General features: G+C 72.8%; 10 protein-coding genes and 1 pseudogene. 6 read left to right on the forward strand and 5 right to left on the reverse strand.

Annotated features, from left to right (window positions below):
• From BD833_RS05240 to BD833_RS05260, 5 genes and pseudogenes are all read right to left on the reverse strand, one after another.
• Positions 1–244: pseudogene (locus BD833_RS05240) on the reverse strand (hypothetical protein); the annotation flags it as partial.
• 191 nt (positions 245–435) lie between these two features.
• Positions 436–876: a hypothetical protein gene (locus tag BD833_RS05245; RefSeq protein WP_166532086.1), complete on the reverse strand. Its 441-nt coding sequence runs from the start codon at positions 874–876 to the stop codon at positions 436–438.
• A 105-nt stretch (positions 877–981) separates the two neighbouring features.
• The gene (locus BD833_RS05250) at positions 982–2,145 is read right to left on the reverse strand and encodes a nitrite/sulfite reductase (RefSeq protein ID WP_166532087.1); all 1,164 of its coding nucleotides are present in this window, start codon (positions 2,143–2,145) and stop codon (positions 982–984) included.
• A 53-nt stretch (positions 2,146–2,198) separates the two neighbouring features.
• Complete coding sequence (locus BD833_RS05255; RefSeq protein WP_208092355.1) at positions 2,199–3,551, reverse strand: reverse transcriptase family protein; 1,353 nt, start codon at positions 3,549–3,551, stop codon at positions 2,199–2,201.
• 497 nt (positions 3,552–4,048) lie between these two features.
• Positions 4,049–4,762, reverse strand: a complete 714-nt coding sequence (locus BD833_RS05260) for a TetR/AcrR family transcriptional regulator (protein ID WP_208092356.1) — start codon at positions 4,760–4,762, stop codon at positions 4,049–4,051.
• A gap of 99 nt (positions 4,763–4,861) precedes the next feature.
• On the opposite strand from BD833_RS05260, the gene BD833_RS05265 reads away from it, so the two are divergent.
• The 6 genes from BD833_RS05265 (at position 4,862) to BD833_RS05290 (ending at position 13,499) form a co-directional block, all read left to right on the forward strand.
• On the forward strand, positions 4,862–7,429 hold the full coding sequence (locus tag BD833_RS05265; protein WP_208092357.1) for a beta-glucosidase family protein: 2,568 nt from the start codon (positions 4,862–4,864) through the stop codon (positions 7,427–7,429).
• A 180-nt stretch (positions 7,430–7,609) separates the two neighbouring features.
• Positions 7,610–9,148 carry an ABC transporter substrate-binding protein gene (locus tag BD833_RS05270; protein WP_243737503.1) on the forward strand — a complete coding sequence of 513 codons (1,539 nt, stop codon included), beginning with the start codon at positions 7,610–7,612 and terminating at the stop codon, positions 9,146–9,148.
• Between the two features lie 210 nt (positions 9,149–9,358).
• Positions 9,359–10,363, forward strand: coding sequence for an ABC transporter ATP-binding protein (locus BD833_RS05275; RefSeq protein ID WP_243737463.1), 1,005 nt, complete (start codon positions 9,359–9,361; stop codon positions 10,361–10,363).
• Positions 10,360–11,340 (forward strand): ABC transporter permease, encoded by a 981-nt coding sequence (locus BD833_RS05280; RefSeq protein WP_166532091.1) that lies wholly within the window; start codon positions 10,360–10,362, stop codon positions 11,338–11,340. The genes BD833_RS05275 and BD833_RS05280 overlap by 4 nt, the downstream gene beginning before the upstream one ends.
• 3 nt (positions 11,341–11,343) lie before the next feature.
• Positions 11,344–12,426, forward strand: coding sequence for an ABC transporter permease (locus BD833_RS05285; RefSeq protein WP_166532092.1), 1,083 nt, complete (start codon positions 11,344–11,346; stop codon positions 12,424–12,426).
• The gene (locus tag BD833_RS05290) at positions 12,423–13,499 is read left to right on the forward strand and encodes an ABC transporter ATP-binding protein (protein ID WP_166532093.1); all 1,077 of its coding nucleotides are present in this window, start codon (positions 12,423–12,425) and stop codon (positions 13,497–13,499) included. The genes BD833_RS05285 and BD833_RS05290 overlap by 4 nt, the downstream gene beginning before the upstream one ends.
• The last annotated feature ends 46 nt before the right edge of the window (positions 13,500–13,545 follow it).

The following is a 13,545-nucleotide window of genomic DNA, read 5'->3' on the forward strand; positions in this document are numbered from 1 at the left end:
ACCGGGCGTGCCCGCGCAGCCACGAGGCCATCGTCTTCTGCCCGTCGTGCTCCGCGGCGCCGGTGACCTCGCACTCCCGCACCACCCGCGCGACCCGGGCGGCCAGCCGGTTCTGCGCCACCAGTAGCACCCGGAGTTCGTCGAGCAGCTCCGGCCCGAACTTTCCGCTCATCTCCTCGTCGGCCAGCTCGCCCAGGGCAGCCGACAATCGGCTCACCGCCTCGGAACCACCAGTCGAACGCATGTACGAAGAATACCGCCGATCATCGACGGCCGCAGCACGAATCCCCAGCTCAGCGTGCTTTCCACACATGATCCGGGGAACTTGACGATCGACCGGTTGCGCGTGCGATGCAGCTGCTGCCGCAGACCGACTGGCGTGAGGCGCCGTCCATCGGCAGGTCCATTCAGACCGAGTGCCTTGGCGACCCGCCTCTAGCTGTCGCTGTTCCCACCGACCGGGTACCAGAGGTCGTTGTCGCCGTACGCCACACCTTCGACCGTGTCCGGTGGAACGGGGCCGTAGAAGGCCTTCGGACCGCTCCAGGCTTTGGCGGCTGGAGGCTCGTAGTCGCTGCCGTTCCAGGTGAGGACGGTGAGCGGATTCGGAGAGGAAGCCGTCTCCACCGTGACCGGTGCAGCGCGGCGGTCGGCTGCGTCCCACACGCGGTACGCGCCGATCAGGAACAGCGCGACGATGGTCGCGGAGAGGACTTGAACCCACAACCATGCGGGCCAGTCGTTGATCTGGAAGGCGATGACGATGCCGACGAGGCCGAGGGCGCCGACCAGCACCAGCCACCAGCCCACGAAGCTGTGCAGCCAGCGCAATCCTTCGAGGACGGATCGACCGACGAACCCTCCGAACCGCCGCACGCGGGAACCGTAGTTGACGTGCTACCTGATCAGTCGGTCCGTGCCGCGTTAGCCGCACAGGCGGTAACACCGCGACACCAACTTGCAGGGATCAGTACGACTTGGTCAGGCGGGGCCGCCATCCACGCGGTAGCCGGAGCCGGTGGCGACGACGTCGACGACGTCCCCGGGAGGCCGTCCGCAGCGGCGCTCGCACCCGGCCCAGTGCTGACGCGCCCCGCCGGCCGGGAGCGTGCGGCCGGCGACGGCGGTCGCGGCATCGGCGCGCACGTCGGCCAGTGACTTCGCGCAGCCCGGCCGGCCGGCGCAGGCGGTCACCTGCAGCCAGGCGCTGCCGGGGTCGAGCACCAGCCCGGTGGCGGCGAGGGGTCCGGCGGCCGAGGTGTCCGGCAGGTCGGGGACGACGACGCTGCGCCACGGGGTCAGCTGCAGGCCGCCGGCCGCGAGGTCGGCGAGGAGGCGGGCCTGCCCGCCGGTCAGCTGGCCCAGGGGCACGACCGCGACCAGCGCGGTGCGGCCGTCGTGCTGGGGCAGGGCGCCCGCCGGCCCGGAGACCGGCGCCGGCGGAACCGGCACGGGCGGAGCGGACGGACCGCCCAGCGCCCCGGCGATCCGCGCCGGGCCGTCGGCCAGCTCCGCCAGCCGCCAGGCGGTACCGCCCTGCGCGGCCCGCTCGGCGACGAAGGCGCGGGTGGCGGCCAGCGCGAGCGGGACGGCGTCGTGCGGCCCGGCCCGCAGGCCGGAGTCCGAACCTGCCAGCAGCAGCGCCACGGTGCCCGCGTCGAGCGCCAGCAGGCCCACGTCGGCGCCCGTTCCGGCGACGTCCCCGCGGCCGTCGTCGAGCGCGGCGAGGAAGCGCCCCGGCAGCCCGGCCAGCTCCGGGTCCGCGCAGAGCCCGGCGTCGAACGCCGGCACCCACGGCCGCACGTCCTGCAGCCCGCCTCCCCGGCCGCTGAGCACGCTGGCCAGTACGTTCCGCGCCGTCTCGTGGGTGAGGCTGGGCAGTAGCCCGGCGGCGGCCAGCCGCTCGCCGAGCTCAGCCTCAGCCCCCGACCGCAGGCCCCGGAGCTGGATGTTCCCCCGGCTGGTCAGCTCGAGCGCGCCGTCGCCCAGCTCACCGGCGGCCGCGGTCAGCGCCCGCAGCTGGTCGGCGGTCAGCGCCCCGCCGGGCACCCGCACCCGGGCCAGCCGGCCGTCGGCCGCCGCGTGGGTCTGCAGCGCGCCGGGGCACGCGTCCGCGCGGTCGCGCGGCGGTGGAGCGGTGGTCATGGTGCGGTCGAGCCTACGGCCGGAAGATCCCGCGCCCGCCCCGTCGACGCGGCTCAGGCGCTGCCCAGCGGCCGGCTCCAGTCGATCCGGTCGGCCAGCGCGTGCAGCCGCGCGCCGAATCCCGGGTCGACCGCCGCCGCCCACGCCACCCGGCCCAGCACGTGGTCCCGGAAGCTGGCCGGGGCGCGGCCGCGGAGCTGGGTGGCCCAGCCGTGGGTGGCGCAGTTGTGCAGCAGGGCCCGCAGCGCGTCCCGCTCCCGGCGGGGCAGCGCCGGGTGGTCGTTGACCACGACGCCGAGCACGTCCTGCCGGCGAGCCGAGCTGATCGCCCGGGTCTTGGCAGTGTTCACCCGGAAGCCCTCGTCCCGCGCGATCTCGCCGACGAGCCCGGCCAGCCGGCCGCGACCGACCCGCGCACCGCCGCTGAAGGTCAGGTCGTCCACGTAGCGGGTGTAGGTCGCGCCGAAGGCATCGGCGAGCGCGGCCAGCCGGCGGTCCAGCCGGAAGCAGACCAGGTTGGCCATGGCGGGCGAGCTGGGCGCGCCCTGCGGCAGGTGCGGCACCGCGAGCCGCGCGCCGAGCCGCCGGTGCCGCTCCCGGGCGCGCACGTCGTCCGGCAGCGGGATGCGCCGCCACACTGCGGCGGGCAGCACCGTCGTCACCAGGCCGGTGACCGCGTGCGCCACCGGCTCGGGCAACCCGGCCTGCCCGAGCAGCAGGCCGTGGACCCGGGGCGCCGGCACGCTCGCGAAGAAGTGCTCCAGGTCCATCCGCAGGACGACGGCGGCGCCGGCGTGCGGGGTGGCCGCCGTCCGCACCGACCGGCCGCGGACGCACCCGTGGGCGGCGCCGTGCACCGGAACGGGGTCGAGCACGTGCCGCAGCAGCCGCCGCTGGATCTCCTTCAGCCGGGGCTTGGGCGCGGCGAGCAGCCGCACGCCGGTCGGGCGGTCCACGATTCGCCAGCGGTAGTGGCGCAGCGGCTCCGGCGCCGTGCGCTCCAGCCGGCGGGCGTCGGCGAACCAGGCGAGCTCGCCCTGGTCCAGGTCGAGCAGCCGGGCCAGCGCGCCCAGGTCGGACAGCTCGACCCCGGGGAGCCGGGGCCGGACGACGGAGGTGGGAACCGGCTCCCAGCGCACCACCCCGGGAGGTGGTCCGGACGCCGTGCCGCGGGCCCAGCTCGCGGTGGTGCGCACGAAGAGGGCGAGCTCCCGGGGCCGGTCGGCCGGCGGGTGCCAGTAGGCGGCGAGCACCTCGGTGACCAGGGTGCCCACCCAGCGCGGCGCCCGGGCGTACCCGAGGGCGACCGCGACCCGGCGCACCATCTGCGGGCGCCGCCAGGCGCCCGCCAGCAACGCCGTTGCGATGCCGTTCGCGGTGACCTCGGCGCGGCGGCCGGCCGTCACGGCCGGCCCGTCGTCAGCGGCCCAGCGGCCGTCACCGTCCGGACCGCCGGAGAACGCAGCACCGCCGGAGAACGCAGCGGGGAGGGCAGCCGCTCCCTGACGGAGGTGCCGGGACGTGCGCGGAGCGCGCCGTCCGGCGGGTGGCGCATCGCCCAGCTCTGCTGCGAGACCCCGGGGTAGCCCCGGAGGGACCGGCTCCTCGCCGGTCGTCCTGCCCTCCCCGCTGCATCGGGGCCACGGTAGGGGGCCGATCCGGCCCTGACCAGTCCGGACGGCGGGTACCGCTGGTCGCGGCCCTGGTCGTGAGCGCAGGTCGATCCGGGGGCCGGCCGGCGGGCGCCGAGGAGCGGCCGGTCGACCTCCCGGCTCGCGCGCAGCGTCGCGTGCGAGGCGTCACGGGTGCCCACGGCAGCAAGCGCCCGGCGTCGTGCAGCACCGACCCGCTCCCGGCCGCGTGCTCGTCCTCCAGGCGGCGCCCGCCGCCGAGCACGACCGCGTCAGAGCAACCGGCGGCGTTCCCGACCCGCGACGACGGCGGACAGGATGGCCTCGATCGCCAACGCGGTGGACCGCCCGAGGTCCACGACGTCGCGGGCGAGCAGCCACTGGATCTGCAGCCCGTCCATGACGGCGAGCACGGAGGCCGCGGCCGCGTCGACGTCGGCCGGGTCGGGGAGGTCGTCCGCATCGCAGACCTCGATCAGCGCGTCGCTCACGGTCTGCCGCAGGGTCGAGAAGCGCGCCCGGAACCAGTCCTGACCTGGATGGTCGTCCGTGACGGCCTCGGCCGAGAGGACCGCGTACGTCTGGACGATGCCGGGTCGGCCGGCATTGATGCGCGCGGTCTTCACGAGGTGCCGGAAGAGGCCCAGGCCGCCCGGTGGTCGTCGCCCTTCGAGGTGCTCGACGTCGGAGCGGTCCCGGTACTCGAGCACCTCGAGCAGCAGCAGGTCCTTGGAACCGAAGTGGTGCAGGACGCCGGCCTGCGTCATGCCGACCCGTTCGGCCACCTCGGCCAGGGAGCCGTTGTGGTATCCCCGCGCCCCGAAGGTCTCCATGGCGGCCTGCAGGATCTTCTCCCGGCGTTCGACGGTGGCCGCCCGGGGACGGTGTGCGCGCGGTCGCACCACGTCGGGCGCCATCACCCCTGCGGCCGGGGTCGACGGCGACCCCGGCGGCGGCACGGTGCGCTTCCGCCCTGCTGTCGTCATGTTCGTCACCTTACTGTGACTTGAACACCTACTGACCACTTAGTAACTATGTGGTTCACTTCACAGCCACACGCACCGATCCGCAAGGAGCTCTCACCCGTGACGACGCTGTCCGCAGCTGGGACCGCCCCCGCCGCCCCCCTCGAGGCGACCTCCGACGAGGCTCATCTCGCCTCCCGGGTGTCCGCGCTCGGGCTGGCCGACAAGGTCCGGCTGCTCACCGGCGCGACGGCGTGGCGCCTGCACCCCCTCGAGCAGGTCGGCCTCCGTTCGATGGCGCTGTCCGACGGCCCCGCCGGCGTCCGTGGCATCGGCGAGATCGCCGGGGAGACGTCGCTGTCCTTCCCGGCCCCCAGTGCGCTCGCCGCGACGTGGGACGTGACGCTGGCCGGCCGCCTGGGTGAGCTCTTCGCGTCCGAGGCGCGGGCGCACGGCGTGGACGTCGTGCTCGCCCCGGTGGTCAACCTGCAGCGGACACCTGCGGGCGGGCGCCACTTCGAGTGCTACTCGGAGGATCCGCTGCTCACCGCCCACGTGGCAGGGGCGCTGGTCGAGCACCTGCAGGCGGCCGGCGTCGGTGCATGCGTCAAGCACCTGGTGGGCAACGAGTCGGAGACCGGTCGCACGACCTACCTCGCCCGGATGGACGAGCGCACGCTGCGCGAGGTCTACCTGGCCCCGTTCGAGCACACCCTCCTGCGCAGCGGCGCCTGGACGGTCATGGCCGCCTACAACGGCCTGGACGACGGCACCGAGGCCGCGACCGCGACCGAGCACCACGGCCTGCTCCGCCGGATCCTGAAGGAGGAATGGGGCTACGACGGTGTCGTCGTGAGCGACTGGCTGGCCACCAAGTCCGACGTCCGCTCCGCCGCCGCCGGCCTGGATCTCGTCATGCCGGGACCAGGTGGCCCCTGGGCCGCCGGGTTGCTCGACGCCGTCCGCGCCGGCGCGGTCCCGGAGGCCGTGATCGACGACAAGGTCCTCCGGCTCCTGCGCCTGGCCGATCGCGTCGGAGCGCTGCAGCAGCCGGCCGGCCCGACGGGTGCAGCGGTCGAACCCGCGCCGGGCTCCGATGCGGGCCCCGTCCCGACGGGGGGTGGCGCCGCGCTGCTGCGAGAGCTGGCGGCGCGGTCGACGGTCGTGCTCCGGAACGCCGACGGCGCCCTGCCGCTGGACCTTCCCCGCGCCGACGGCGCAGCTGTCCGCATCGCCCTCCTCGGCCCGAACGCCGTCGACGCGTTCGTGCAGGGTGGCGGCAGCGCGCACGTGACCCCGCAGCACGTCGTCAGCCCCGAGGAGGGGCTCCGCACGGCGCTGCCGCAGGCCGAGGTCACGGTGCTCCGGGGCGGCGACGCCCGACGGCACGCCCCGGACCTCGACATCGACGCGCTCGTGACCGTGCCCGGCGCGGAGGAGCCCGGTCTCCTCGTCGAGGTCCTCGACGCCACCGGAGCGGTCCTGCGTTCCCACCGGCACACCGGCGCGTGGTCCGGCTGGCTGCGCGGTGAGACCGACGCCGCGGCCGTCCGACTGCGCGGAGAGATCCGCCTGGACGCGCCGGGGGAGCACTGGCTGGGGATCGGCACCGTCGGCGCGTGCCGTCTCGTGCTCGACGGCCAGGTCCTCGCCGAGGAGTCCCGCCGCGTGGGAGCAGAGGTCATCCTCGACTCCAGCGTCAACAGCCCGGACGACCGGGGGCTGACGATCTCCGTCGACCAGGCGCGCACCGTGTTGCTCGAGGCCGTCGTCCAGAACGTCGTGACCGACGGCTACGGCAGCTTCGCGCGGGCCGCGCTGCGGCACCGCCCGCCGGGGCCGTCGATCGACGACGAGATCGTCGAGGCCGTCCGGCTCGCGGCACGTGCCGACGTCGTGGTCCTGGTGGTCGGCACGAACGACGAAGTGGAGTCCGAGGGCTACGACCGGCCGTCGCTGGCCCTGCCGGGTCGGCAGGACGAACTCGTCGACCGGGTCCTCGACGTCGCACCGGACGCCGTCGTGGTCGTCAACGCAGGTGCACCGTGCGTGCTGCCGTGGCTAGAGCGTGCCCGCACGGTGCTCTGGACCTGGTTCCCCGGTCAGGAGTGCGGAGCTGCGCTCGCCGACGTGCTGCTGGGCCGCACCGAGCCCGCCGGCCGGCTGCCCTGGACGCTGCCGGCCGCCGAGGCGGACGTGCCCGTGCCCTCCGCCGTGCCCGGCCCCGACGACCGGCTCGACTACATCGAAGGGCTGCACGTCGGATACCGCTCGTGGGAGCGCCTCGAGCGGACACCTGCCGCGCCATTCGGCCACGGCCTCGGCTGGACCACCTGGGAGTACGAGCGGGTGGACTGCACCGACGCGCCCGACGGCGGCCTGACCCTCACGGTGGGTCTGCGCAACACCGGGCCCCGCACCGGCTCCGAGGTCGTGCAGGCCTACCTCGAGCCGCCCGCCGGTGGCCCCGAGCGGCCGGTTCGCTGGCTCGCCGGCTTCTCCGTCGCCCAGCTGCCGGCCGGAGAGCGCACGGAGGTCCCCGTCCACATCCCGCTGCGCGCGCTGCAGGTGTGGGACCCGGCACGGCGCCGCTGGACGGTGCCGCCGGGCGAGTACCGATTCCGCGTCGGCCGGTCGATCCGTGACCTCCGGCTCGATGGGACGGCGCTACGCCGTCGCGAGATCTGACCGCTTCCCCGTTCGACCCGCCAACCCATATCCCCCGGTGCAAGGAGCACTCCCGTGAGAACACGTAGAACAGCTTGGCTCGGCTCCGTCCTGGTCGGCAGCATCCTCCTGGCGGGAGGATGCACGTCCGGTGGAGGAGGAGGCGGCGACGCCGACGGGGGAGGTGTCCTGACCGTGGGGATGCCCAACGGCACGCAGACGAACAACCAGAGCCCGTTCGCCAGCGGCTCGTCGGCCCTCTCGCTCGGCTACGCCTTCGTGATCTACGAGCCGTTGATGATGGTCAACGAAGCGGTCCCGACCGAAGCGCCCGAGCCGTGGCTCGCCGAGTCGATCGAGTGGAACGAGGACTTCACCGAGGCGACGATCACGGCGCGCTCGGGCGTGAAGTGGTCCGACGGTGAGGACTTCACCGCCGAGGACATCGCCTTCTCCATCCAGCTCCGCAAGGACTTCGAGGCCCTCAACACCTCGGCGCTGCCGTTCGGGGACGTCAGTGTCGACGGCGACACGGTCACGGTCGGCTTCACCGCGCCGCAGTTCGTCAACCAGGCGAAGCTCGCCGACCTGCTGATGGTGCCCGAGCACCTGTGGGCCGACGTGGAGGACCCGACCACCTTCGAGAACACCGAGCCTGTCGGCACCGGGCCGTTCACCCTCACCTCGTGGACACCGCAGGCCGCCACGCTGGACCCGAACCCGGACTACTGGGGCGGCGAGTCGGAGGTCGAGCAGCTCCGCTACTCCTCCTACAACGACAACAACGCGCTGACGACGGCGCTCGCCACCGGCGAGGCCCAGTGGGGCTGGACGTTCATCGCCGACTACGAGGACGTCTACATCGCCCAGGACCCCGAGCACCACAACCAGTACGCCGCATCCGCCCTTGCGATCGACGCGCTGTTCCTCAACAACCAGACCAAGCCGTTCGACGACCCCGCCTTCCGCCAGGCACTGAACATGGCCGTCGACCGTGAGCAGATCAGCGAGCTCGCCACCTCCGGGGTCAACCCGCCGGTCGCGAGCGTCACCGGCCTGCCGCTGCCGGTCGGTGAGGAGTTCCTCGCCGACGAGTACACCGGCGAGGAGTTCGCCGTGGACGTCGAGGGTGCCCGGGCGCTGCTGGCGGACGCCGGCTACACCTGGGACGGCGAGACGCTGGTCGACCCCGACGGCCAGCCGGTGTCCTTCACGCTGACCAACCCGGCCGGCTGGAACGACTACCTCACCGCCCTCGACCTGATCAAGGACGCCGCCGCGCAGCTCGGTGCCTCTGCCGAGGTGCAGCCGGCCAACGCCGACGGCTGGTTCGAGTTCATGCCGGCCGGCGACTTCCAGGCCTCGCTGCACTGGACCGACTCCGGCGCCACTCCGTGGGACATGTACTCCAACATCATGGACGGAGCGCAGTTCGTGCCCCTGGGGGAGACGGCCAACTGGAACTTCGGTCGCTTCCAGAACGAGGAGGCCACCGAGGCGCTGGCCACCTACGCCAGCGCTACCGACGAGGCCGAGCGTGCGGCAGCGCTGGAGACCGTCCAGCGGGTCTTCGCCGAGCAGGTGCCCGCGATCCCGGTGTGGGTCCGTCCGTGGACCGCCCAGTACTCGACGGAGAACTACGTGGGCTGGCCGACGGAGGAGGACCCGTACAACCAGCCGCAGCCCACGGGGCAGCAGGCGGCGCAGATCGTCATGAAGCTGACGCCTGCCTCTGAGTGAGTCCACCGCCGCGGCGGGTGAGCATTTCTCCCCGCCGCGGCGGTTCTCCCTGACCTACCGATTCCACGCCCCGAGGTGGCCGAGCCGACGATGACGTCCTCCGATCCGCACCCCCACGACGGTGATTCCTCGCAGGACCCGGGAACGCCCGTCCTGGAGGCACAGGCGCTGCGCAAGTACTTTCCCGTCCGAGGCGGCCGAGGTGCCGTCGTGCACGCGGTCGAGGACGTCGACCTCCGGCTGCACCGGGGTGAGGTCCTCGCCCTGGTCGGCGAGTCGGGGTCGGGCAAGTCGACGATCGCCCGGCTGCTCGCGCAGTTGATGCCTGCCACCGAGGGCCGGCTCCTGCTGCACGGGTCGGACGCCACGGTCCGGGGTCGCCGGGCCTTCCGGCGGTACGTGCGACGCGTGCAGATGATCTTCCAGGATCCGTTCGCCTCGCTGAACCCGGTGCACACCGTCCGGTACACACTGAGCCGTAGCCTGCGCATCCACCGGGGCCGGCTGCGCGGGCCCGCGCTCGAGCAGGCACTCACCGAGCTGCTCGACCGGGTGCAGCTGCGTCCGCCCGAGCGCTACGTCGACGCGTTCCCGCACGAGCTCTCCGGCGGTCAGCGCCAGCGCGTCGCCATCGCTCGCGCACTGGCCGCCGAGCCCGAGGTCCTGCTCGCGGACGAACCCATCTCGATGCTCGACGTGTCCATCCGCCTCGGCATCCTCAACCTGCTGCAGGACCTGCGCACCCGGCTGGACATCGGCATCCTCTACATCACCCACGACATCGCCTCGGCGCGGTACTTCGCGGACCGGACGATGGTGATGTACGCCGGTCGGGTGGTGGAGACCGGCGACAGCGAGGCGGTGACGCAGGACCCCAAGCACCCCTACACCCAGCTGCTCGTGCGCTCCGCGCCCGACCCCGACGGCATGGAGGATCGCGCCCTGGGCGCCCGGGGCGAGGCACCGAGCCTGGTGACGCCCCCGTCCGGCTGCCGGTTCCACCCCCGCTGCCCGTTCGCGGTGGACCTGTGCCGCACCGAGGTACCCCCGCTGCTCGAGGTCGGGGCGGCCCGGACCGCCGCCTGCTGGGGCTATGCCGAGCGCGCCGATCGCCCGTCGCTCGGATCGATCCTCGAGACGTACGGGGGCCACCGTGCAGCAGCAGCCACCTCCACGCCCGCCGGTGCCACCGCGGCCGGGAAGGACCAGCGATGAGCTTCTTCCGCCGGCGGATCATCTTCTACCTGATCACCGCCTGGGCCGCCGTCACGATCAACTTCCTCATCCCGCGCCTCATGCCGGGCGACCCGGTCACCGCGCTGATCGCCCGCAACCAGGGCCGCATCGACTCCGACGCCGAGCAGTCGCTGCGCGTCCTGTTCGGCCTGGACAGCAACCAGTCCTTCCTGGAGCAGTACATCGACTACTGGGGGTTGCTCTTCCGGGGTGACCTCGGGCTGTCGTTCACGTTCTTCCCCACGCCGGTCAGCGACATCGTCTGGCAGAGCCTGCCGTGGACCGTCGGGCTCGTCGGTATCGCCACGGTCATCGCCTTCGTCCTCGGCACGCTGGTCGGGACGGCGATCGGCTGGCGGCGCGGGACCTGGGCCGACGGGCTGCTGCCGATCTCGACGTTCTTCTCGGCCGTCCCGTACTTCTGGCTCGGCCTCATCGCGATCACCGTGTTCGCGGTGCAGCTCGGCTGGTTCCCCTCGAACGGCAGCTACGACCGTTCGCTGCTGCCCTCGTTCGACCTGGAGTTCCTCGGCTCGGTCCTCTACTACGGCTTCCTACCGGCGCTGACGGTCGTCCTGGCCTCGATCGCCGGCTGGATCCTCGGCATGCGCAACATGATGGTCACCGTGTCCTCGGAGGACTACGTGACCGTCGCCCAGGCAAAGGGGCTGCCCGAGCGGAAGGTCATGTTCGGCTACGCCGCGCGCAACGCGATCCTCCCGCAGATCTCCAGCTTCGCCCTGTCGCTGGGCTTCATCGTGGGCGGCACCCTGATCATGGAGATGGTCTTCTCCTACCAGGGCATCGGCTACGTGCTCTACCAGGCGGTGAACACCCACGACTACCCGCTGATGCAGGGCGTGTTCCTCGTCATCACGCTGTCGGTCCTGGTCGCCAACATCCTGGCCGATTTCGTCTACGCCGCGCTCGACCCGCGCACCCGGCAGGAGGGCTGATCCATGACCGCCGACGTCACTGTCCTGCAGGACGACCCGGACGACGCTCCCGACGAGTCCGTCGACGAGACCGCAGCCACGAAGGCAGGCCACCGGTTCCTGTTCCTGCGCAACACGAAGGCGATGATCGGCTTCGGGATCCTGGTCTTCTTCGGGATCCTGGCCGTCATCGGGCCGTTCATCGCACCGTACGACCCCAGTGCCGTCAGCCGGGACATCCTGCAGCCACCGTCCGCGGCGCACTGGCTCGGTACCACGCACACCGGCCAGGACGTCCTGTCGCAGATCATCATCGGCACTCGCGGGGTGCTGGTCGTCGGGCTCATCGCGGGCCTCGGTGCGACGGTGGTCGGAGTGCTCGTCGGGGTGACCGCGGGCTACCTCGGCGGCGTGGGCGACGAGGTGTTGTCGGGACTGTCCAACATCTTCCTGGTCATCCCGCAGCTGCCGCTCATCATCATCATCGCGGGACAGGTCCCCTCGGCCGGTGGCGTGACCGTGGCCCTCGTCATCGCAGCGACGGGCTGGGCGTGGGGTGCGCGCGTCCTTCGGGCGCAGACACTCTCCCTGCGCCGCCGGGACTTCGTGGAGGCCGCCCGGGCCAGCGGGGAGAGCACGCCGCGGATCATCGTCGCGGAGATCCTGCCGAACCTCACCGCGATCATCGCGGCCGGTTTCGTCGGCACCGTGATCTTCGCGGTGCTCTCGCAGGTGACGCTCGCCTTCATCGGCGTGACGCCGGTGAGCGACTGGAACTGGGGGACCGTCCTGTTCTGGGCCCAGAACCAGCTGGCGCTGCAACGGGGAGCCTGGTGGTGGTTCGTTCCCGCCGGGCTGTGCATCGCCCTGCTCGGCATGGGGCTGACGCTCATCAACTTCGGCATCGACGAGTTCATCAACCCGCGGCTGCGCAGCACGGGGCTGCACGCCCGATCCCTGCGCAAGCGACGGATCCGACCGCGGATCGGCTTCACCCCGGTGGTCCGCACAGCGGAGACGACGCCGGTCCACCGGCCGCCGGCCGAAGAGCAGCCGGCCGAGCCGCGCCCGGCCGAGCAGAACGCGATCGAGGAGATCCGGAGATGAGTGCTTCCACCACGTCGGGCACTGGGCGGCACGCCGACGCCGCCGTCCGCGAGCCCGTTCTCGAGATCAAGAACCTGTCGGTCGACTACGGGTTCGGCCAGGACCCGACGCACGTGCTCCGTCAGGTGTCCCTCACGCTGAACCGCGGTGAGGTGCTGGGACTGGCCGGGGAGTCCGGGTGCGGCAAGTCCACGCTGGCCTATGCGGCGACCCGGCTCCTGCCGCCACCCGGGCTCATCACCGGGGGCGAGGTGGTCCTCACCGATCGATCGGGGGAGCGCAGGGACATCCTCACCATGTCCGACGCCCAGTTGCGGGCCTCGCGCTGGCAGGACGTGGCGATCGTCTTCCAGGGCGCGATGAACTCCCTCAACCCGGTCTTCCGCATCGGCCGGCAGATCGCCGACGCCATCGCGGCGCACACGCCGGGCATCCGGAAGAAGCAGGCGCTCGACCGGGCCGCCGAGCTGCTGGACATGGTCGGCATCTCCCCGGACCGGCTGTCGGCCTTCCCCCACCAGCTGTCCGGTGGCATGCGCCAACGGGTGATGATCGCGATGGCTCTCGCGCTCGAACCGCAGGTCCTCATCATGGACGAGCCGACGACGGCGCTCGACGTCGTCATGCAGCGTCAGATCGTGGAGCAGATCGCCGAGCTCCGCGAACGGCTCGGCTTCTCGGTCGTCTTCATCACGCACGATGTCTCGTTGCTCATCGAGATCGCCGACCGCATCGCGATCATGTACGCCGGCGAGATCGTCGAGGACGCCGCTGCCCAGGACGTCTACCGCCGTCCCCGCCATCCCTACTCGCGGGGCCTGCTCCGCTCGTTCCCCCCGCTGCGGGGGCCGCGACGCGAGCTGACCGGCATCGCGGGCTCACCGCCGGACCTGCGGCTGCTCCCGACCGGCTGCACGTTCACGCCCCGGTGCGGGTTCTCCACCCCGGAGTGCAGTCGCATCCACCCCGAACTCGGGCCGACGGCGTTCGCGGGCGCGGAGCCGGATCGCCGGGTCGCCTGCATCCTGCACGGCGACGTCGGCACCCTCCCGCCGGAGCTCGCCGAGCGCTGACGCCGCGCCCGCGGCGGTACGGGCCGCAGCGGTCCGGCAGCGCGCG

The organism is Blastococcus xanthinilyticus, assembly GCF_008124835.1.
GTDB classification, from domain to species: Bacteria; Actinomycetota; Actinomycetes; order Mycobacteriales; family Geodermatophilaceae; genus Blastococcus; species Blastococcus xanthinilyticus.